The organism is Tropicibacter alexandrii (assembly GCF_003667315.2).
Lineage (GTDB): Bacteria > Pseudomonadota > Alphaproteobacteria > Rhodobacterales > Rhodobacteraceae > Tropicibacter > Tropicibacter alexandrii.
Map to the genome: position 1 here is coordinate 58713 of NZ_RCTZ02000004.1, position 19788 is coordinate 78500.

Annotated in this window: 19 protein-coding genes; 5 read left to right on the forward strand and 14 right to left on the reverse strand. The window is 63.2% G+C overall.

All coding sequences use genetic code 11. From position 1 onward, the window contains the following. Window positions 1–31 precede the first annotated feature (31 nt). The 9 genes from hisD to rpsT form a co-directional block, all read right to left on the reverse strand. Window positions 32–1300, reverse strand: coding sequence for a histidinol dehydrogenase (hisD, locus tag D8Z78_RS06520; RefSeq protein ID WP_121629336.1), 1269 nt, complete (start codon window positions 1298–1300; stop codon window positions 32–34). Between the two features lie 3 nt (window positions 1301–1303). Next, window positions 1304–1978 carry a cysteate racemase gene (gene cuyB, locus D8Z78_RS06525; protein WP_121629337.1) on the reverse strand — a complete coding sequence of 225 codons (675 nt, stop codon included), beginning with the start codon at window positions 1976–1978 and terminating at the stop codon, window positions 1304–1306. Continuing rightward, window positions 1979–2992: a D-cysteate sulfo-lyase gene (gene cuyA / locus D8Z78_RS06530; protein ID WP_121629338.1), complete on the reverse strand. Its 1014-nt coding sequence runs from the start codon at window positions 2990–2992 to the stop codon at window positions 1979–1981. It lies immediately after the preceding gene. A gap of 118 nt (window positions 2993–3110) precedes the next feature. After that, window positions 3111–4085, reverse strand: a complete 975-nt coding sequence (locus D8Z78_RS06535; protein ID WP_121629339.1) for a LysR family transcriptional regulator — start codon at window positions 4083–4085, stop codon at window positions 3111–3113. A gap of 214 nt (window positions 4086–4299) precedes the next feature. After that, window positions 4300–6717: a DNA topoisomerase (ATP-hydrolyzing) subunit B gene (gyrB, locus tag D8Z78_RS06540; RefSeq protein WP_121629340.1), complete on the reverse strand. Its 2418-nt coding sequence runs from the start codon at window positions 6715–6717 to the stop codon at window positions 4300–4302. Between the two features lie 106 nt (window positions 6718–6823). Then, a complete protein-coding gene (gene recF / locus D8Z78_RS06545) occupies window positions 6824–7909 on the reverse strand; it encodes a DNA replication/repair protein RecF (RefSeq protein WP_121629341.1) in 1086 nt (361 codons plus the stop codon). A gap of 61 nt (window positions 7910–7970) precedes the next feature. Beyond that, window positions 7971–9089 (reverse strand): DNA polymerase III subunit beta, encoded by a 1119-nt coding sequence (gene dnaN, locus D8Z78_RS06550; protein WP_121629342.1) that lies wholly within the window; start codon window positions 9087–9089, stop codon window positions 7971–7973. A gap of 153 nt (window positions 9090–9242) precedes the next feature. After that, window positions 9243–10604, reverse strand: a complete 1362-nt coding sequence (gene dnaA / locus D8Z78_RS06555; RefSeq protein ID WP_121629343.1) for a chromosomal replication initiator protein DnaA — start codon at window positions 10602–10604, stop codon at window positions 9243–9245. A gap of 470 nt (window positions 10605–11074) precedes the next feature. Next, on the reverse strand, window positions 11075–11338 hold the full coding sequence (gene rpsT / locus D8Z78_RS06560; RefSeq protein WP_121629344.1) for a 30S ribosomal protein S20: 264 nt from the start codon (window positions 11336–11338) through the stop codon (window positions 11075–11077). Window positions 11339–11586: 248 nt separating this feature from the next. Here rpsT and D8Z78_RS06565 point away from each other — a divergent pair, with 248 nt between their 5' ends. Then, window positions 11587–11772, forward strand: coding sequence for a hypothetical protein (locus D8Z78_RS06565; RefSeq protein WP_121629345.1), 186 nt, complete (start codon window positions 11587–11589; stop codon window positions 11770–11772). A gap of 50 nt (window positions 11773–11822) precedes the next feature. On the opposite strand, the gene D8Z78_RS06570 is transcribed toward D8Z78_RS06565, so the two are convergent. Together D8Z78_RS06570 and mutM are read right to left on the reverse strand one after the other, a co-directional pair. After that, window positions 11823–12599 carry an enoyl-CoA hydratase gene (locus tag D8Z78_RS06570; protein WP_121629346.1) on the reverse strand — a complete coding sequence of 259 codons (777 nt, stop codon included), beginning with the start codon at window positions 12597–12599 and terminating at the stop codon, window positions 11823–11825. 64 nt (window positions 12600–12663) lie between these two features. Beyond that, a complete protein-coding gene (mutM, locus tag D8Z78_RS06575; protein WP_121629347.1) occupies window positions 12664–13515 on the reverse strand; it encodes a bifunctional DNA-formamidopyrimidine glycosylase/DNA-(apurinic or apyrimidinic site) lyase in 852 nt (283 codons plus the stop codon). Window positions 13516–13589: 74 nt separating this feature from the next. On the opposite strand from mutM, the gene ubiE reads away from it, so the two are divergent. Together ubiE and ubiB are read left to right on the forward strand one after the other, a co-directional pair. Continuing rightward, window positions 13590–14342: a bifunctional demethylmenaquinone methyltransferase/2-methoxy-6-polyprenyl-1,4-benzoquinol methylase UbiE gene (gene ubiE / locus D8Z78_RS06580; RefSeq protein ID WP_121629348.1), complete on the forward strand. Its 753-nt coding sequence runs from the start codon at window positions 13590–13592 to the stop codon at window positions 14340–14342. Between the two features lies 1 nt (window position 14343). Then, window positions 14344–15873 carry a 2-polyprenylphenol 6-hydroxylase gene (ubiB, locus tag D8Z78_RS06585; protein WP_121629349.1) on the forward strand — a complete coding sequence of 510 codons (1530 nt, stop codon included), beginning with the start codon at window positions 14344–14346 and terminating at the stop codon, window positions 15871–15873. A 58-nt stretch (window positions 15874–15931) separates the two neighbouring features. Here the strand turns inward: ubiB and D8Z78_RS24545 are convergent, their stop codons facing one another. The 3 genes from D8Z78_RS24545 to D8Z78_RS06595 all read right to left on the reverse strand — a co-directional run bounded on the left by D8Z78_RS24545 (window position 15932) and on the right by D8Z78_RS06595 (window position 18880). Continuing rightward, window positions 15932–16099, reverse strand: coding sequence for a hypothetical protein (locus tag D8Z78_RS24545; protein WP_164932904.1), 168 nt, complete (start codon window positions 16097–16099; stop codon window positions 15932–15934). 296 nt (window positions 16100–16395) lie between these two features. Further along, window positions 16396–17070 carry a flagellar hook capping FlgD N-terminal domain-containing protein gene (locus D8Z78_RS06590; RefSeq protein WP_121629350.1) on the reverse strand — a complete coding sequence of 225 codons (675 nt, stop codon included), beginning with the start codon at window positions 17068–17070 and terminating at the stop codon, window positions 16396–16398. A gap of 10 nt (window positions 17071–17080) precedes the next feature. Further along, on the reverse strand, window positions 17081–18880 hold the full coding sequence (locus D8Z78_RS06595) for a flagellar hook-length control protein FliK (RefSeq protein WP_121629351.1): 1800 nt from the start codon (window positions 18878–18880) through the stop codon (window positions 17081–17083). A gap of 110 nt (window positions 18881–18990) precedes the next feature. On the opposite strand from D8Z78_RS06595, the gene D8Z78_RS06600 reads away from it, so the two are divergent. Then, window positions 18991–19260, forward strand: a complete 270-nt coding sequence (locus D8Z78_RS06600) for a rod-binding protein (RefSeq protein ID WP_121629352.1) — start codon at window positions 18991–18993, stop codon at window positions 19258–19260. Next, the gene (locus tag D8Z78_RS06605; RefSeq protein WP_121629353.1) at window positions 19253–19600 is read left to right on the forward strand and encodes a flagellar protein FlgN; all 348 of its coding nucleotides are present in this window, start codon (window positions 19253–19255) and stop codon (window positions 19598–19600) included. Before D8Z78_RS06600 ends, D8Z78_RS06605 begins: the two co-directional genes overlap by 8 nt. Window positions 19601–19788 lie beyond the last annotated feature (188 nt).

A 19788-nucleotide genomic window follows, 5' to 3' on the forward strand; every position in this document is an offset into this window, starting at 1 on the left:
CGGGGTATTTTGCAACAGCCCCGGTGTGCGGTCAGGGGCGCAACCGTTGTTCAGCGGCGCGGGCGTGGCCCTCCATCCCTTCGACGCGGCTGATGCGGGCGGTGCGCGCGGCCAGTTCGTGCGAGGCATCGGCGTTGCAGCGTTGCCATGTCACGGTCTTGAGGAACTTGTGGACGGAGAGCCCGCCGGTATAGCGCGCAGCACCGCTGGTCGGCAGAACATGGTTCGGCCCGGCGCTTTTGTCGCCAAACGCCACCGTCGTTTCCGCCCCAAGGAAAAGCGAACCATAGGCCGACAGCCGCCCGAGCCACCAATCAAGGTCCTCGGCCTGCACCTGAAGGTGTTCGGGCGCGTAGCGGTCGGCGACTTGGGCTGCCTCTTCGCGGCTGTCGCACAGGATGACCTCGGCACGTTCGGCCCAAGCGGTGCGGGCGGCGCTGGCATTGGGCTCGGGCAGCGCGTCGATCAATTGCCCGACGCGGGCCATCACCGACTGCGCCAGCGCGCGATCCGTACTGACCAGCCAGACCGGACTGTCGGCCCCATGTTCGGCCTGACTGACAAGGTCCAGCGCCACGGTCCGGGCCGAGGCGGTGTGATCGGCGATCACCAGCGAATCCGTCGGGCCTGCGAACATGTCGATACCGACCTGCCCGAACAATTGCCGTTTCGCCTCGGCCACGTAGGCATTGCCGGGCCCGACAAGGATATCGGCGGGCGGGCTGCCGAACAGACCTTGGGCCATCGCAGCGACCCCCTGCACGCCCCCAAGGTTCAGGATCAGGTCCGCGCCGCACAAATCCATGGCAAAGACGATGGCGTCGGGGATGCCCTGCCCGGGCCGGGTCGGCGAGACGGCGGTGATGTGTTTGACCCCCGCGACCTTGGCCGTGGTGATCGTCATCAGCGCGCTGGCAATATGGCTGTAGCGCCCGCCCGGCACGTAGCAGCCTGCACAATTGACCGGAATGGATTTCTGACCGGCGATCAGGCCCGGCATGACCTCGGTCTCGAAATCGGTGATGCTCGCCTTTTGCGCCTCGGCAAAGCGGCGGATATTGGCGTGGGCAAAGCGGATATCGTCCTTGAGCGGCTCGGGCACGCGCGCGCAGGCGGCGGCGCGGTCGGCGTCGGACAGGGCGATCTCGCCGGTCCAATTGTCCAAAGTCTCGGCATAGTGGCGCACGGCAGGTTCGCCGTCGCGGGCGATATTGGCCAGCATGATCGAGACGAGATCGCGCAGGTCGCCGGTCTCGGACACGGGGCGGGGGGCGGCTTTCTTCAGGTAGGTGATGGCCATGGGTCAGCTCTTGATATGGTCACGGATCGCCTCGGCCAGCACGTCCACGGTGTCCAGAAGGCGCACCGGGCCGGTCAGGTCGGGGGTCAGAAGCGAGAATTCGGAACAGGCAATCAGGATCAGGTCGGCGCCTTGGCGGGTCAGGTCGTCGATCGCCGTGGTCAGGGCGGCGTGGGCGTCCGGCGTGGCACCGTGGCGCTTGATCGCACGGATGGTCTGCAACAGGGCATCCATGTCCGACGGCCAGATCGCCGTGACCCCGCTGCGCGCCATTGGTTCATCGAACACCCCAGCCAGCCGCAAGGCGGGCGAGCCCAGCACGCCGACACGCGCGTCTGGTTCGGCGCGGCCCACGGACAGGTCGACCATGTTCAGCAAGGGGATGTCCACGGCGCGCGTGATCGCGGGCGCGTAGTGATGCGCGGTGTTGCAGGGCATGGCCAGCGCCGTCGCGCCCGCCTCCTGCAACCGCTGCGCCATCTCGGCCAGCACCGGGGACGGGTCCGGGCCGGTGCGCTCGATCAGATGGGCGATGCGCGAGGGCACCTGCGGGTTCATGTCGATCAGCAGCGGCAGGTGGTCGGCGTCGTCTTGCGCGTCGACCACCGCCAAAAGACGGTGTTGCAGCAGGATCGTCGCCTCGGGCCCCATCCCGCCAAGGATGCCAACCGGCTTCATTTACAGCTCGACCCAAGCGTTCGCGGTGTCGAAGGCAAAGTCATAGCCCCCCAGCGCCGCCGCGCCCCCGGTATGCACGAAGACGATGCGCTGGTCCTTGAAGGTTCCCTTTCGTGCGAGGTCGATCATGCCCGCCGCGCCCTTGGCGGAATAGCACGGGTCCAGCAGGATGCCTTCGAGTTCGGCGAACATGCGGATCGCCTCCAGCCCGCTTTCGGTGGGCAGGCCGTAGCCGTCGCCCACGTAATCGGTATTGGCGACCACGTCCTCGCGCGTGACAACACCGGGGCAACCGAGTTTCTCGGACGTGCGGGTGGCGAGGCTGAATAGCATGTCCTCTTGTTTCGGGCGCGGCGCGCGGGTGCCGATGCCCAGCACCGGGATCTGGGCGTTCATCGCGCAAAAGCCGGTGACGAGGCCCGCCTGCGTGCCGGACGACCCCGTGGCATGCACCACCCGGTCGATCCGCAGCCCCATATCGTTGGCCTGCGACACCATCTCGAAGGCGCAATTCACGTAACCCAGCGCGCCGGTCGGGTTGGAGCCGCCGCCGGGGATGACATAGACCTTGTGCCCCTCGGCACGCTTGCGCTCTGCCGCGCGCTCCATCTCGGCGGGCATGTCATGGCCACCGGGGAATTTCTGCGTCGTCGCGCCGTGCAGATGATCCAGCAAGACATTGCCGTTGTTGTTGTAATTGGCGTTGTTGTAGCCGGTGCGGTCCTCGAACAGCAGATGGCAGGCAAGGCCCAGCTTGGCTGCGGCGGCGGCGGTCTGGCGTCCGTGATTGGTCTGGGTTGCGCCTTGGGTCATGACCATGTCGGCGCCCTGTTCCAGCGCCTCACCCATCAGGAATTCCAGTTTGCGAGTCTTGTTGCCGCCGGTCGACAGGCCGGTGCAATCATCGCGCTTGATCCAGATTTCGACGCCCAACTCCTTGGACAGGCGGGGCATCGGCTCCAGCGGGGTGGGCAGATGGGCAAGGCGGGTGCGCGGGAATCGGGACAGGTGCATGGCGGGAATCCTTGGGGCAAAGCAAAGGTTTGCCTCAGTTGCGCCGGACCCGTGGCCACCCGCAAATCACGCCTGATAAATTCGATATAATCGAATACTTTATCCGATCATTTCAAACTTAGGTCAGCAAACGAAAGCTGTCCTCCAGCCACGGATTGGCCTGTTTCAACGGTCCAAGCGCGTGGTCGCGCAGCAGGGACCGCAGGCGCGTGTCGATCAGGTCGACCACCGCATCCGAGCAATCGGGATTGGCGACCAAGGCCAGTTCACGGGCAAAGCTCTTGCCCGGAAAGCGGTGCATCCTCAGCCGCGCGTGAAAGCGCCGCGCGCGCGAAAACAGCAGCGGCGTGGTGATTGCCCAACCCGCCCCGGCGGCCACCATCGCCATCAGGGTCTGGCTGCTGCTGCATTCGAACCGATGCGCGGCGTTGACCCCCATCCGCTTGAGCTGGGTGTCGATCTGGCGCGCGATCATCAGGTCGCTGGAATAGCGCAGGAAGGGCAGTTTCGTCTTGTCGGCCATCACATCGCCCAGCGATTGCTCGGCCCCCAGCGGCAGAACGACGACAAACGGATCGCGCAGCAAGGGACGGTCGATCAGGTCGCCCTGCCGGTCCCCCGGCGTGGCGGTGATGCCCACGTCCAACTGTCGGTCGCGCAGCATGTCAAAGATCATGTGGCTCGACCCGGTGCGAAACAGGAAATCGCAGCCCGGCATATGCGAGGACAGATAGACCGCGAGATCGGGGATCATATCGGTTTCGAAATCCTCGATCGTGCCCAGCCGAAGGTAACTGGCCCCGGCGAGGTTGCCGACCGAGACCTCGGCCTTGGCTTTGCGGATGGCAAGCAACGCACCTTCGATATCGCGCAGGAAACTGCGGCCTTTCGGCGTCAGCACCATCGGGCGGCGCGCATGGTCGAACAGGTCGACGCCCAGATGGGTTTCGAGGTTGCGCAGATGATGCGACACGGTGCTGAGCGTCAGCCCGGTTTCCCGCGCCGCCGCCTGCATCGAGCCTTGCTTTGCGCAGATCTGGAACAGTTCCAACGATTTGAGGTTCAGATCTTTGCCAGCGGCATTGCGGGGCATGGGGGGACTACCGTGATAAGACGCGCTGCTGCACGGTAGAGGCAAAGGCGTCGGGGGTGAACATCAAGTTCCTCCCCGACGCACAGGGCTTGCACGGTATGCGACGTCACGGGAGCCGATCATCGATCGACCGAGAACTATCGCGGCCCGCCGAATTGACTGCGGCAAGAGAATGCGAAGACGCATTCCCCCCTATTCACAATCCTTCAGCGGCTCAGAAATCCAGATTCTCGACTGTCAGCGCGTTCTGCTGGATGAATTCCCGACGCGGTTCGACGACGTCGCCCATCAGCTTCGTGAACAGATCGTCCGCCTCGGCCATGTCGTCGATCGTCACCTGCAACAGCGTGCGCGCATCCGGGTCCAGCGTGGTTTCCCACAGCTGATCGGGGTTCATCTCGCCCAGCCCCTTGTAACGCTGAAGCTGGTTGCCCTTTTCGCCCTCTTCGAGGATCGCCTTCAGCAGGTCCAGCGGGCCGTGGATCAGTTGCTTGCGGTCCTTGCGGTCCAACGTCGCCGGGCTGCCATAGACCGCTTGCAGGCTTTGGGTGAAACTGCCGGTCTTGCGCGCCTCGCCCGAGCGCAGCATCGGCCCGTCCAGCGTGCGCACCTCTTCGACGCCGCGCAGGATGCGCGCCAGGCGGATGCCCTTGTCCTGCGTGATGCGGCCCTGCCAGCCCCGCTCGTATTCCAGAGCGATCAGGTCGAGCCGCTGGGCCACCTTGTCCGCCACCCCTTGCAGGTCGCTGTCGACAGCGCCGGGCACGAAAGCCCCAGCAATCGCCGCCTGTTCCAGAATGTGGCGCGGGTAATGCGTCGGGAAGGCATCCAGAACGCGCTTCAACTGACGCGCTTCGTCGACAACGCGGATCAGGTCCTGACCGATGATGACTTCGCTATTGCCCTGATGAAGCTGCGCATTTTCGATACCCTGCGCGATCAAGTAATCGTCCAGCGCATTCTGGTCCTTGAGGTAGACCTCGGACTTGCCGCGCGCGACCTTATAAAGCGGCGGCTGCGCGATATACAGATAACCGCCTTCGATCAGCTGCGGCATCTGCCGGTAGAAGAAGGTCAGCAAAAGCGTCCGGATATGCGCGCCGTCCACGTCCGCGTCGGTCATGATGACGATCTTGTGGTAGCGCAGCTTTTCGATGTTGAACTCGTCCCGGCCAATGCCGGTGCCAAGCGCCATCACGAGGTTGCCAATCTCTTGGCTCCCAAGCATCCGGTCGAAGCGCGCGCGCTCGACGTTCAGGATCTTGCCGCGCAGGGGCAGGATGGCCTGTGTGCGGCGGTCACGCCCCGTCTGAGCCGAGCCCCCGGCCGAGTCGCCCTCCACCAGGAACAATTCGGTTTTGGAGGCGTCCTTTTCCGAGCAATCCTTCAGCTTGGCCGCGTTGAAGCTGACATCCATCGCGGTCTTGCGCCGGGTCAACTCGCGCGCCTTGCGGGCGGCCTCGCGGGCCATGGCGGCCTCGATGATCTTGCCGACGATCTGCTTGGCCTCGTTTGGGTTCTCCTCGAACCACTCGGCCAGTTTTTCGTTCATCAGCGATTCCACCGCCGGGCGCACCTCGGAACTGACCAGCTTGTCCTTGGTTTGGCTGGAGAATTTCGGATCGGGCACCTTGACCGACAAAACGGCGGTCAGACCCTCGCGCGCGTCATCGCCGGTAAAGGTGATCTTTTCCCGTTTCGCGATGCCGCTTTCCTGCGCATAACGCTGCAACTGGCGGGTCAACGCGCTGCGGAAACCGGCAAGGTGCGTGCCGCCGTCGCGCTGCGGAATGTTGTTGGTAAACGGCAGGACGTTCTCGTGATAGGTGTCGTTCCACCACATCGCGACCTCGACGCCGATCCCGTCCCTTTCGCCATCCATGTAGACCGGCTCGGCCATCACGGATGTCTTGGAGCGGTCGAGATACTTGACGAATTCCCGGACGCCGCCATCATAGTACAACTCGCTGCGCAGGGGTTCGGCGGGGCGCTCATCCTCCAGCAGGATGCGCACGCCGGAATTCAGGAAGGCCAGTTCCCGCAGGCGCTTTTCCAGCGTGTGGAAGTCGTATTCCAGATTGCTGAACGTCTCTGTCGACGCCATGAAGCGGACCTCGGTCCCCTTTTCGCCGGGCGCATCGCGGACAACGCGCAGATGTTCAGTGGTCTCGCCATGCTCGAACTTTGCGTAATGTTCCTTGCCGTTGCGCCAGATGCGCAGCTCCAGCCAGACGGACAGCGCGTTCACCACGGACACGCCCACGCCGTGCAGACCGCCCGACACCTTGTAGGAGTTCTGGTCGAATTTCCCGCCCGCGTGCAGCTGGGTCATGATGACCTCGGCGGCGGAAACGCCTTCTTCGGCGTGGATGTCGACTGGGATGCCGCGCCCGTTGTCACGCACGGACACGCTGGAATCCGCGTGGATTTTCACCTTCACATAGTCGGCATGTTTGGCCAGCGCCTCGTCGATGCCGTTGTCCACGACCTCATAGACCATGTGGTGCAGGCCAGAGCCGTCATCGGTATCCCCGATATACATGCCGGGGCGCTTGCGCACCGCCTCCAAACCTTTGAGAACCTTGATGGAATCCGCACCATATTCCTGCGGTGCGTTCGGCTGTTCGGACATTGACTGATCCTTTGAATTCTTGCCGCGATTTATAGCGGTTTGGCGGGGGAATGTCACGCTTGGGACACAATATTTGGTGGTTTTCCGCTGTGCTTTGCACGAGGCCTCAAAGCTGCCTCAGCGACCCGTCCTGATCGACCTCGACCACCTGCGCGCGGCCCCCAAGTTCCGCGAACAGTTCCGGCCCGGTGCCGGTCATCCAGGCCTGCGCACCAAGCGCGCAGATCTCGTCATAAAGCGCCGCGCGACGGCCCGCATCCAGATGCGCCGCCACCTCGTCCAAGAGCAGGATCGGGATCGCCCCGATCTCAGACGACAAGGCCCGTGCATTGGCGAGGATCAACGAAATCAGCAGGGCCTTCTGCTCGCCGGTGGAGCACTCGGCCGCGGGCACGCCCTTGGCGGCAAACACCCCGTAGACGTCGCTGCGATGCGGCCCGACCAAGGTCCGCCCCGCCGCCAGATCACGAAACCGGCTTTCCTGAAGCGCCGCCAGCAAGTCAGCCTCACCCTCGGGCATCGCGCCCTCGGATTGCACCATCTCCAGTTCGGCCACGGGAAAGGCCGTCTCGGCCCCCTCCTGTGCCGCGCGCAGCCGTTCCAGCGCATCCCGCCGGTTGGCGTCGATCCGCGCGCCCGCGCGCGCCATCTGCAATTCCAGCGCCTTGTACCAATGCGCATCACGCACCTGCTCTTTCAGCAGGCGGTTGCGTTCGCGCATGGCCTTTTCGTAATCCAGAGACAGTTGCGCATGATCCGGCGCGAAACTCAGCGTCACACGGTCAAGGAACCGCCTGCGCCCCTCGGCCCCCTCGATCCAAAGCCGGTCCATCGCAGGCACCAACCAGACCGCCCGGGCAATCTGCCCCAGCTGCACCTGAGACGCGCTCTTGCCGTCGACCTGCACGACCCGCGCCGCGCCCGCCTCGGAGGTAAACTCCACCTCATGCGGCTCGCCGGCGCCATGCACCAGCCCGGCGATCTTCCAGCCGACCGCCTCGGGCCTGCGCGCCATCTCTGCCGCCGAGGCCCGCCGCAGCCCGCGTCCGGGCGAAAACAACGAGACCGCCTCGATCAGGTTGGTCTTGCCCGCGCCATTCGGTCCGTAGATCGCCACCGGGCGGGAATCCACCTCCAACCGCGCCAATTTGTGCGAACGGAAATGCGAAAGGGTCAGGCGCGACAGATACATCTCACCCGACCCTGTGTTTCTTCTTGGTCAAAATACCCCCGCCGGAGGCGTCCGCCCGCGATCAAACGCGCATCGGCATGACGACATAGACCGCCGTCGTATCATTGCCTTCGCGCATCAGGGTCGGATCGCCGGACGAGTTGAACATGAACACGGCATTCTCGCGATCCACCTGAGACGCAATCTCCAGCAGGTATTTCGCGTTGAAGCCGATCTCAAGCCGTTCATCGCCATAGGCCACGGCCAGCTCTTCCTCGGCGGCACCGCTGTCGGGGGCGTTCACGGACAGGATCAGACGATCCTCGTCCAGCGACAGCTTGACCGCGCGCGAGCGTTCGGACGATACGGTCGCCACACGGTCCACCGCCTTGGCAAATTCGGACGCATCCACTTCCATCTTGCGGGTGTTGCCCTGCGGGATCACGCGCGTGTAGTCGGGGAAGGTGCCGTCGATCACCTTGGACGTCAGGGTGATGTCCGGCGTGGCAAAGCGCACCTTGGTTTCGGACACCGACACGGCGATGTCCATGTCGTCATCGTCCAGCAGCTTGCGCATCTCGCCCACGGTCTTTCGCGGGACAATAACGCCGGGCATGTCTTCGGCGCCGGATGGCAGTTCTGCGTCGATGCGCGCCAGACGGTGGCCATCGGTCGCCACGCAACGCAGCACCTTGCCGCCATCGGCATCGGCCACATGCATGTAGACGCCGTTCAGGTAATAGCGCGTCTCTTCGGTGGAAATCGCGAATTTCGACTTGTCAAAGAGCCGACGCAGGACAGCCGCCTTGGCCGAGAAATTCGAGCTGTATTCCGACGAGGCCATCACCGGGAAATCCTCGCGCGGGAGGGTGGCCAGGTTGAAGTTGGACCGCCCCGCGGCCACGGTCAGGCGACCGGCTGCGCCGTCCTCGGACAGGGTCACCAGCGCGCCATCGGGCAGCTTGCGGACGATTTCGTGCAGGGTCACGGCGGACACGGTCGTTCCCCCGGCCTTTTCGACCTGCGCCGGGGCCTTGTCCAGCACCTCGATGTCCAGATCGGTGGCGCGGAAGGTGACGGTGTCGCCCTCGGCCTCGATCAGCACGTTGGCGAGGATCGGAATGGTGTTCCGGCGCTCGACGACCGATTGTGCCTGAGCCACGGCGCGCAGAAGCGTCGCCCGTTCCATGCTGAATTTCATCACCCTACCCTCATGAGCCTCGGGAGGCGCACCCTAGCGCGGGTTTGTGCCGTCTCCAAGCGCGTTTTCGCTGTTTGTCCCGTGGATTTGCAGGCCCGTCAAGCCAAAGCGGCCACCCGGGGGCAGCCGCTTGTCGGTTGTGGTGGCCGGGTCTCAGGCTTCGAGCGCGCGGCGCAGAAGTTCCACATCCTCTTCGATCTGCACATCCTGGGCGCGCAGTTCCTCGATCCGGCGGACACCGTGCATGACCGTGGTGTGGTCGCGGCCACCGAACCGGCGCCCGATCTCGGGCAAGGACCGAGAGGTCAGTTGCTTGCACAGATACATCGCCACCTGACGCGGACGGGCAAAAGTCCGCACGCGCTTCGGCCCGATCATGTCGCTCAAGCGGATGTTGTAATGCTCGGCCACCTTGCGCTGGATCTCGTCGATCGAGATCTTGCGTTCCGAGGCGCGCAGCACGTCGGACAGGCTGTCCTGCACAAGGTCCATGTCGATCGGCTTGCCGACGAGGCTGGCAAAGGCGAACAGACGGGTCAGCGCCCCTTCGAGCACGCGGACATTGGTCGAAATCCGATGCGCGAGGAATTCCAGCACGCCGGACTCGATGGTCAGACCGGGATACATGTCGCGATACATCTCGACCTTGGTTTGCAGGATGCCAAGCCGCAATTCGTAGTCCGTGGGGTGCAGGTCGACGACCAGACCGGATTGCAGACGGCTGCGGATGCGGTTTTCCAGATCCTTGATCTCATCCGGGGCGCGGTCAGCGCTGATGATGATCTGCTTGTTCTGGTCCACAAGCGCGTTGAAGGTGTGAAAGAACTCTTCCTGCGTCGAGTCCTTGCCCGCGATGAATTGCACATCATCGACCATCAGCACGTCGACCGAGCGGAACAGCTCTTTGAAGTCCATCATCTTGCGCTCGCGCAGCGCCTGAACAAAGCGGTACATGAACTGTTCCGCCGACAGGTAGAGCACGCGCAGATGGGGGTTCTTCTGCGTCAGTTCGTGCGCGATGGCGTGCATGAGGTGCGTTTTGCCAAGGCCGACGCCGCCATACAGGAACAGCGGGTTGAAGGTCACAGGGCCACCCTCGGCCACGCGGCGCGCGGCGGCATGCGCCAGTTCGTTCGGCTTGCCGACGACAAACGTGTCGAAGGTGAACCGCGCATCCAGCGGCGCGCCCGGCAGCGGATCGCGCGCCGGTTCGGCCGCGACGGGCGCGGTGGCCTCGACCGGTGCCGCGGCAGGCGCGGACGGGTTGTTGCTGGCACGAACGGCGTCAAAGGCGAGACGGCGTATCACGGGCGAAACGCGAGACATCTGCGCAAGCAGCATATCCCCGAAATTCTGCGACACGTATGTGCCAAAGAAATTCGTCGGCGCCTCGAACCTGGCGACGCCATCCTGCGTCCCCACGTAGGTCAGCGGCTCGATCCAGGTTTTGTAGTTGTTTTGCCCGATGGTGTCGCAGATCTGCTTTTGTAATGCGCCCCATTGTTCTTTTGTCATTTGTCCCCAGTGTCCTCAATAGTCGTCCCCTTGGTCGGGAGCAGGCCCAACCACGACCCGGATCGGCAGAGACACGAAATCACCATCCCCATGTCCGAAGACATGAAGCGAGGGCGCCAGCCCCATGTGTGACGATTCCGGCCCGAACTCCCATAAGGGCGGGGTCGTCACGACCCTGATTTCGTTTTGGACGGGCCAGGGTTTCCCCTGAACTCGGTTTGGTCCCTGTGGACCCGACCGAGTGTTCCGACGCCTTCAATGTGGCGCTGGAATCGGCAGCCTATCCCCCTGCGATCTGACTCGCAGGCTGAAATTACCAACCTCGCGCGCATCGCGGCAACCGATCTTGTCGCTTGACTCGGGATTCCCCGAAAAAGAATCTCTGAAGCGGATAAAAGATTAACAAAACGCAAAAAAGCCACCACATTTAGTGGTGGCTTTCGAATTACCAGCTAAATGCTGGTGGCATTTTAGCCAAGCGCCTTAACGCGAGCGGCGAGTCGAGAGACCTTCCGCGAGGCGGTGTTCTTGTGGAAAACACCCTTGGTCACACCGCGCATCAGCTCGGGCTGGGCCGCCTTCAGAGCTTCGGCAGCCGCGGCCTGATCGCCCGCTGCGAGGGCCTCTTCGACCTTGCGCAGGTAGGTGCGGATGCGCGAACGACGCGCCTTGTTGACTTCGTTACGCTTGTCGGCCTGACGGGCGCGCTTCTTCGACTGGGGCGTGTTTGCCATGATGATCGATCCTGAATCTTAGCTTTTCGTTAACAGCGCAATGCCTGACACAAGCCCGGACAGTTCGACGGACCGATTCTTGCCTGAGCGGGCATCACGCGCATGTATGACGGCCGCCTATAACGGCTTCTGGCCCGGTTGCCAAGGCTTCGGGGAACGAAACTGGCGCGAAGGCCGTTTTTCGTGTAGCCTGTCAGCCCGGGAGGAACCCGGGACGAGACTTGAGACACCCAGAATGGAGGTTCACGATGCTCGACCCGATGAAAGTCACCGAATACGCCAATGCGCTGTACCGGACCCATGGCGACGCCGCCGAGGTGGAAGCCGCTCAGCGCGAACGCCAGCACACCGACGCAGGAGAGCCCGATCAGGCCGCCGATTGGCGCCGCATCCGCGCGACCATCCGCGAACGGCGCGGTGCCCTGCAAAGCTGAAACGAAGAAGGCCCCGGTTTCGACACCGGGGCCTTTTCGATGCGCGACGTTTACTTGTCGCGGAATTGCGCGGTGCGCTTTTCCATGAAGGCGGCCATGCCCTCTTTCTGATCCTCGGTCGAGAACAGCGAGTGGAACAGGCGGCGTTCGTATAGCAGACCCTCGGCCAGCGTCGTCTCATACGCGCGATTGACCGATTCCTTGGCAGCGATGGCCGAGATCAGCGATTTCTCTGCGATCTTCTCGGCGGCTGATTTTGCCTCTTCCATCAGTTGCTTGGCGGGCACGACGCGGCTGACAAGCCCGGCGCGTTCCGCCTCTTCGGCATCCATGAAGCGCCCGGTCAGGTTCATGTCCATCGCTTTGGACTTGCCGATATAGCGCGTCAGGCGCTGCGTGCCCCCAAGGCCTGCGATGACGCCCAGATTGATCTCGGGCTGGCCGAATTTGGCCGTATCGGCGGCAATGATGAAGTCGCACATCATCGCCAATTCACAGCCCCCGCCCAGCGCATAGCCCGCAACGGCGGCGATGACCGGCTTGCGGGTCGAGGTGATCGCCTTGCCCTCGCCGCCGAAGAAGTCGGACATGAACATGTCCACGTAGGACTTTTCCGACATTTCCTTGATATCGGCCCCGGCGGCGAATGCCTTTTGCGAGCCCGTGATGATGATGCAGCGCACCTTGTCGTTCTTGTCCGCGTCCGCCAGCGCCTCGGACAGCTCACCCAGAAGGTGGCTGTTGAGCGCATTCAATGCGTCGGGGCGGTTCAGCTTGATGGTCGCGACGTGGTCTTCTACTTCGACGATGATCGTCTCATAGGCCATGTGATCGGGCTCCGTCCAATTCCGTCAGAAGGCCAGCCTTAGCAAATCGTTCACTTGGATCAAGTTATCTTTGACAGGTTGCACAGTAAAAGGACGACCGCCCGGACTGCACGATTCTGCGAATATGGTCGCTGCACCCGGGGGTGCGGCAGGGTTCGCCTTCCCTTCCGTAAACGTCGAAACTGTGCTGGAAATATCCAAGCTCTCCATCGGCTTGGCGGAAATCCTTGAGCGACGATCCCCCCGCGGCAATGGCATCCGTCAGCACATCGCGGATGATCGGAACCAGTGCGGCAATCCGTCCCGCGCTGATCTTGTTGGCGCGGCGGGCTGGGTGGATTCTGCCACGGTAAAGCGTTTCGCAGACGTAGATATTGCCCAATCCGGCGACGATCTTTTGATCCAGCAGCGCGGATTTGATCGGCATCGAGCGTGGTTTCACCTGCGCGACCAGATGGGATTCGCTGAACGCATTGCCCAGCGGTTCCGGCCCGATCTTGGCCAACAGCGCGTGTTCCTCGGCGCGGTCCGTCGGCATCAGGTCCATCGCCCCGAACCGGCGCGGGTCGTTGAAGGTGATGCGCGCGCCGTTCTCCATGTCGAACACCACATGGTCATGCTTTTCCGGCGCGGGGTGGTCATGGACGAAAACCCCAAGCGGATCGCCAGACACCAGCATCCGCCCCGACATGCCGAGGTGAATCAACAAGGTCTCGCCCGTCGACAGATCGGCAAGGATGTATTTCGACCGTCTGCGCAGCCGCTCGACCCTTGCCCCGGTCAGCCGCGCGGCCATGTTGTCCGGGAAAGGCCAGCGCAGATCGGGGCGGTTGACCTGCGCGCGGGTGATCACGGCCCCCTCCATCGCGGGGCTCAGGCCGCGACGCACTGTCTCGACTTCGGGCAATTCGGGCATATGTGACGGTCCTGTCAATTGTCACCGCCGGGACGCGGTCTATAAGGAGCCCTGAACATAAGGACGACAGCGCCATGAGTGAAGACAGCACGAAGACGACGCATTTCGGGTTCACCGACATCCCCGAGGGTGAAAAGGCCGGCAAGGTTCAGGGCGTGTTTTCCTCGGTCGCGTCCAAGTACGATGTGATGAACGACGCGATGAGCTTTGGCATCCACCGCATCTGGAAAGACGCGATGATGGATTGGCTCGCGCCGCGCCCCGGTCAAAAGCTGCTGGATGTGGCGGGCGGCACCGGCGACATTTCCTTCCGGTTCCTGAAGCGCGCCGGGCGGGGACACGCCACCGTGCTGGACCTGACCGAACCGATGCTGGTCGAAGGCCGCAAACGCGCCGAGGCCGAATCGATGGCCGACAGTCTGGATTGGGTCGTGGGTGACGCGATGGCCTTGCCCTTTGCCGACAACACCTTTGACGTTTACACGATCTCCTTCGGCATCCGGAACGTGACCCGCCCCCAAGAGGCGCTGAACGAGGCCTTCCGCGTGCTGCGCCCCGGCGGGCGGCTGATGGTGCTGGAATTTTCGCAGATTCCCAACGAGTTGATGCAGAAGGTCTATGACCTTTATTCGTTCAACATCATCCCGAAGATGGGGCAGGTCATCGCCAATGATTCTGCGTCTTATCAATACCTTGTGGAGTCGATCCGCCAGTTCCCGGATCAGGAGACCTTTTTGTCGATGGTGCGCAAGGCCGGGTTCGACAATGCCAAGTATCGCAATCTGAGCATGGGTATTGCCTGCCTGCATTCCGGTTGGAAAATCTGAGATGCGCGGACCGCACAACATCATTCGGTTGATCCGAACCGGCGCAACACTGGAGCGCACCGGCGCGATGGGCGTGGTGCTGGAGGCCTTCGACACGCCCGCACCGCTGCGTGTGGCCGCCCGCGTTTTGGCATGGCCGTTCAAGTGGTTGGGCTACGAAGGCGACCCGTCGCAGCCGCCCGCCGTGCGCGCGCTTCAGGCGCTGGGGCCGGCCTACATCAAGTTCGGCCAGATCCTGTCGACCCGGCCCGACGTGGTGGGCGACGACATGGCGTGGCAATTGCGGGTGTTGCAGGACAAGCTGCCGCCGTTTTCCGTCGAAACGGCCAAGGCTTCGGTGGCCGAAGAACTGGGTGAGCCCGTCGACGACATCTTTTCCGCCTTTTCGGAACCCGTCGCCGCCGCATCCATCGCGCAGGTCCACCGCGCCGTCTTGCGGGAAACCGGCGAAACCGTCGCGGTCAAGGTCCTGCGTCCCGGAATCGAGCGCGCCTTCCGCAAGGATATCGACGCCTTCTGGTTCGCCGCCAGCATGATCGAGACGCTGTCGCCCTCGTCCCGCCGCCTGCGTCCCCGTGACGTGATCGCGCATTTCGAAGGCGTGGTCATGGGCGAGCTGGACCTCAGGCTGGAGGCCGCCGCCGCCAGCGAGTTTCAGGCCAACACGGTCGATGACGCGGGCTTTCAGTTGCCGCAGGTGAACTGGGGCCTGTCCGGGCGCCGCGTTATGACCCAAACTTGGGCCGAGGGCGTGCCCTTGGGTGACAACGACGCCATCGACGCCGCCGGGCACGACCGGACCGCGCTGTCCGAACGCGTCTTGCAGCTGTTCCTGAACCACGCCCTGCGCGATGGCTTCTTCCACGCCGACATGCATCAGGGCAACCTGAAGGTCGCGCCGAACGGCGATATCATCGCGTATGATTTCGGCATCATGGGCCATATCGACGAATACACCCGCCGGGTCTACGCCGAGATCCTGTTCGGTTTCATTCGTCGCGACTACAAACGCGTGGCCGAGGTGCATTTCGAGGCGGGTTACGTGCCCGCCGATCGCGATGTCGACGAATTTGCGCGGGCCCTGCGCGCGGTGGGTGAGCCGATCTTTGGCATGGATGCGACGCGCATCTCGATGGGCAAGCTGCTGGCTTACCTGTTCGAGGTCACCGAACGATTCGGAATGGAAACCCGGACCGAACTGATCTTGCTGCAACGCACGATGGTGGTGGTCGAGGGCGTGGCGCGCTCTTTGAACCCGCATATGAATATCTGGACGGTCGCGCGCCCGGTGGTCGAGCAATATATCCAGAAATCCATCGGCCCCCGCGCCATCGGTGGCGATCTGCTGAAGACCGCAATGGTCATGGCGCGCTTTGGCCCGCGCCTGCCCAAGCTTGTGGAATCGGCGCTGATCCGGCAAGCCACCTCGGAGGAAAGCCCGCCGCCAAGCCCTTGGCCCGGCAGGATCATTTGGGCCGGAATCGGCTGCGCCTTGGGGGCCGCCGCCGTTGCGGCACTTACCCTGATCTAGGAAAAGCAAAACGGCGGTCCTGAGACCGCCGCTTCGTAACTCGGATGATCCAAATGGATCAGTTGGTGCCCGAGGATGCTGCGATCGCGATGATCACGGCAACGCCGCCAATGATGGCGAGAGCCGGAACAGCGCTGAGCTGCGTGGACACGAAAGGATCTGCTTGCTGTGCGACGGCCGGGGCTGCTGCCAGGGCGGCGGTCGAAGCGGCAATAAGCTTCTTCATAGGGTTTCTCCAGACTGTACAGTTTTGGGCGCAAAGCACCCGATGTGGCCAACTTACACACAACGGGTTATTCGTTCAAACCTCAATTTCGGCAGGTGCAGCATCGGCGTGATTTTTCCGCTCTGCTGCCGGAAACTGCGGCAATTCCGCCAGCCTTGCCGCGCATTTTAACGGTTCCGGGCGTCATGATGTCGGCGATCGAACCGCTGCACTGCCCGCGTCTTGGGCGCATATGCGGGGATTCGGCAGCCCGATACGCGGCCTCAAGCGGTCTTTTGCTCACGTAACGGCACCCATCAGTTCATCGGCGCCCGCAAACCCGATATCTCGCTTGCGTCCAGTTCCGTTCCATCCGCCATGCGGATGACGACACCGCCCGGGTCGGCGCGCACTTCGTCGATGCGGCTGTAGACCCGCGCGAGGGATGTATCGATCAACCCATTGGAATCATAGCTTTCGACAGAAAACTGATAAGCGCCTGCAGGCAGCAGGTCACCAGTTTCGGTGCGTCCTTCCCAGATGAAGCTGTCCTGATCGGCGCTGAAGGGGACGCGCTGGATGACCGAGCCGGACGGGTCGGTCACGGTGAGAATCGCGCTGTTGGCACCGGGAGCATATTCCGGCCTGACCACGACGGGATTGCCATCGAACCAAGCGGGCGCGGAAACCAGCCCCTCCTTTCCGATCCAGCCCGACAGCCCCTCCAGCGCATTGCCGGTCAGGCTGGTGCCCAGATCGGTCAGCAGATCGTTGGTCAGCACCTGCTGTTCCACCCCGGCAAAGGTCGCAAGCTGCGATGCGTAATCCGAAGCATCCATCGGGTTCAGCGGATCCTGGTTCTGGACCTGAACCGTGAGCATCTTCAGGAAGGTCTCGAAATCCGAACTGAGCGTGGCCTTGGCCTGTTGACCTTTGGTCAATGGGCTCGCCTGACCCGTGGCCGCGCCGGCTTGGCTGATGCTGTCTACCATGTCGTTGTCCTTAAATCAGGATGTCCAGCCCGTCCTGGGCGGCGGTCATCGCGGGTTGCTTGTGCGGAATGTCTTCGGCAGTTGAGAGGGGCGTGGACTGTTGGCGTGCAGGGCTGTCATGCCCGTCCCCCTGCCCATCACCGAAATCGAAACTGGCGCCCTCGTACCCGGCTTCTGCAAGATCGCGCGCCAATTGATCGATATGGCGACGCATCAGGTCGAGCGTTTCCGGGCGATCCGCGGTGACATGGACGGTCATTCCGGTCTCGCCGCTGACCATTTGCAGTCGGACGCGCCCGAGTTCCTCCGGGTCGAGTCGGATGTCGATCGTACCATCAGAAAGTCTGGGCAAGGCATCGGCGATCTGCCGTGCGACATGGGCGTTGTCAGGTCGTCCCGGTGTAGGATACGGACTGGCCGTCGCCGTGCCATGGCCGCGTTGCAGCGAAGCGCTGCCCGGGGCCGACAGGTCTCCGACCTCTAGCGCGTCGTCCTCTGATCGGGTGTCCATGCCAAGGCGGGTCATGATCGATGCTGCCGTCTGTACGGCGGCAGGTTGCGCCATCAGCGTGTTGGTCATCTGGTCTGGGGCGCGCGTCGGAAGGCGTGTCACCGTCGATAGCGGTTCGGGCGCATCACTGGCCAGCTGCCGCGCCCGAGGCGCTTGGTCCGCCCGCAGCGCGTCCGGGCTGCCGGCAGCCTTTGCCTGCGCCGCCCTAGGGGACCGGAAGACCGGAACACCGGCGAATTCGCCCGACGGCCCCGTCAGAGGCCCTGTCGCCCCGCCGTCCGGACCGCGTTCGGTCGCCGGTTGCGCGAGCGGATTGCCGCCTCGGGCCCCTGACAGACCGCCACCGATCTGGGCAGCCGCCTCGGAGGTTGGTGTCCCGCGCGTGATCCGAATCGTTGCCCCCATCTCGTCCGCCAGTACGCCCAGCGAATCGGCGGGACGGCGTGTCGATCCTGCCGCCGCGCCCTGTTCGACCTCGAGCATCTCCGCAAGCGAGGCCAGTTGCCCCTCGCCTGCCCCGCCTCCGCGCGCGGACACATTGTTCGCCCGAAGTTCCTCTGGCGCGATGCGGATCGCGTTGAATCGCACGCCCGGGCGCGTCCCGGACAGAGGCCCCGACGCGGGCGCGCCTTCGATATGTGATCTCGGAAAGGGCTTCACTTCGGGATGTGTGTCATCCAAAACCCCGTCCGTGGCAGAGTTACCGGAAACCGGGACGGGCGACTCCAGAACCTGTTTTTGTGGCCGCGTCTTCAACGGACCTAGTTCAGATATGTTGAAGACCGGAAGCTCACGGGCGGGATGCTCGGCACCCGACAGGTTATTGTTGTGATTCAGTGATTTGCCTGCGCCGAGCGGCGAGAACTGCGGCAACGAGCGACGCGAATTGCCACCGATCTCCGCCCCGGGAGCGGCCATTCCGGTCACGGCTGCCGGATGGCTTGGAACCTGCGCCTGCGCCATGTCGTCCAAAGCAGAGGCCCCGTCTGTGGGTCGCCCCGACTGTGCCCTGTGCGGACCGAGATCCGCTTCATCCGCGTGGGCACGGGCCTTGCGCAAGGAAGCAAGCCACTCCTCCAACTCGGCCTCTGCCTCGGGTGTTTCAGCCTGTTCAGAGACGGCCACCATGTCCGGATCGTCCGTGATCGGGACATCCAGATCGGCCACATCCTCGCCGGTGTCCTGTTCCAAATCGGAAAAGACGTCCGAGAAATCGTCGGTCGACGTCGCGCCGTCACGGCCGGGTTTCGCATCCTGCGTGGGGGCCAGCCCCAGAAGAGAGATCAATTGAGTCAGCATGCTCGCTCCAGGAATTCTTCCTTTCGGCCAAACTACACCGACGATCCTTACCGGTTCTTTACCGCGCTCCTCCTAAATGACCGCATCTGAGTCGAATTGGAGATATTCGGATGGAGATCCAAGCGACCGTCCACAGGATGGCACCTTCACAGGAAAAGGCCTTGCGTGAAGCCGCGCGCGAGCTTGAGGCCAACTTTCTCGCTGAAATGCTGAAATCCGCAGGAATCGGCAAGACGCCCGAAGCATTTGGTGGCGGAGCCGGGGAAGACCAGTTCGCGTCCTTCATGCGACTCGAACAGGCGAGGCAGATGGCTGACAACGGCGGTATCGGCCTCGCGGAATCGCTTTACCACGCCCTCAAGGAGAGAATGGATGACTGAGCAGACCATGACAGACGCGCTAGAAGCGCTGATCGCCGCCGAGCGCGACGCCCTCAAAGCCGGGGATTTCGACCGGATTACCGAACTGTTCGAAGAAAAGCAGGAGCTGATGGCCCGGCTCGACGGCAGCGCCATCGAGCCCGCGAAGCTGGCCCCGCTGCGCGACGGGATGCGGCGCAATCACGAGCTTTTTGATCAGGCGCTGACCGGTTTGCGCAATGTCGCTGGCCGCCTGAGCGACATGAACCGGATCAGGCGATCGCTGAACACCTATGATGCAATGGGCCGATCCCAGATCATCGACGCCCCGGCGAAACCGATGATGGAACGGCGCGCCTGAGCATTTGAGTTAAATCCCAATGATAGCGGAGGAGGTTCTTAGCGGTCCATTAGGAGTTGGAAGCCATGTTGGCCCTGCACCCGATGAGGTGGCGCAGGTCGAAAACAACAGGCCTGCATCAGTCAGAAAGACGTCAGAGATGCCGCTCGCGGCAAATGCAACCTGGCGCAAAAGCGCCATTGAACTCA

Bases quoted from the DNA above. Each gene is read 5' to 3' on its own strand.
- hisD (WP_121629336.1), bottom strand. From the start codon at position 1,300: ATGGCCATCACCTACCTGAAGAAAGCCGCCCCCCGCCCCGTGTCCGAG.
- cuyB (WP_121629337.1), bottom strand. From the start codon at position 1,978: ATGAAGCCGGTTGGCATCCTTGGCGGGATGGGGCCCGAGGCGACGATC.
- cuyA (WP_121629338.1), bottom strand. From the start codon at position 2,992: ATGCACCTGTCCCGATTCCCGCGCACCCGCCTTGCCCATCTGCCCACC.
- D8Z78_RS06535 (WP_121629339.1), bottom strand. From the start codon at position 4,085: ATGCCCCGCAATGCCGCTGGCAAAGATCTGAACCTCAAATCGTTGGAA.
- gyrB (WP_121629340.1), bottom strand. From the start codon at position 6,717: ATGTCCGAACAGCCGAACGCACCGCAGGAATATGGTGCGGATTCCATC.
- recF (WP_121629341.1), bottom strand. From the start codon at position 7,909: ATGTATCTGTCGCGCCTGACCCTTTCGCATTTCCGTTCGCACAAATTG.
- dnaN (WP_121629342.1), bottom strand. From the start codon at position 9,089: ATGAAATTCAGCATGGAACGGGCGACGCTTCTGCGCGCCGTGGCTCAG.
- dnaA (WP_121629343.1), bottom strand. From the start codon at position 10,604: ATGACAAAAGAACAATGGGGCGCATTACAAAAGCAGATCTGCGACACC.
- rpsT (WP_121629344.1), bottom strand. From the start codon at position 11,338: ATGGCAAACACGCCCCAGTCGAAGAAGCGCGCCCGTCAGGCCGACAAG.
- D8Z78_RS06565 (WP_121629345.1), top strand. From the start codon at position 11,587: ATGCTCGACCCGATGAAAGTCACCGAATACGCCAATGCGCTGTACCGG.
- D8Z78_RS06570 (WP_121629346.1), bottom strand. From the start codon at position 12,599: ATGGCCTATGAGACGATCATCGTCGAAGTAGAAGACCACGTCGCGACC.
- mutM (WP_121629347.1), bottom strand. From the start codon at position 13,515: ATGCCCGAATTGCCCGAAGTCGAGACAGTGCGTCGCGGCCTGAGCCCC.
- ubiE (WP_121629348.1), top strand. From the start codon at position 13,590: ATGAGTGAAGACAGCACGAAGACGACGCATTTCGGGTTCACCGACATC.
- ubiB (WP_121629349.1), top strand. From the start codon at position 14,344: ATGCGCGGACCGCACAACATCATTCGGTTGATCCGAACCGGCGCAACA.
- D8Z78_RS24545 (WP_164932904.1), bottom strand. From the start codon at position 16,099: ATGAAGAAGCTTATTGCCGCTTCGACCGCCGCCCTGGCAGCAGCCCCG.
- D8Z78_RS06590 (WP_121629350.1), bottom strand. From the start codon at position 17,070: ATGGTAGACAGCATCAGCCAAGCCGGCGCGGCCACGGGTCAGGCGAGC.
- D8Z78_RS06595 (WP_121629351.1), bottom strand. From the start codon at position 18,880: ATGCTGACTCAATTGATCTCTCTTCTGGGGCTGGCCCCCACGCAGGAT.
- D8Z78_RS06600 (WP_121629352.1), top strand. From the start codon at position 18,991: ATGGAGATCCAAGCGACCGTCCACAGGATGGCACCTTCACAGGAAAAG.
- D8Z78_RS06605 (WP_121629353.1), top strand. From the start codon at position 19,253: ATGACTGAGCAGACCATGACAGACGCGCTAGAAGCGCTGATCGCCGCC.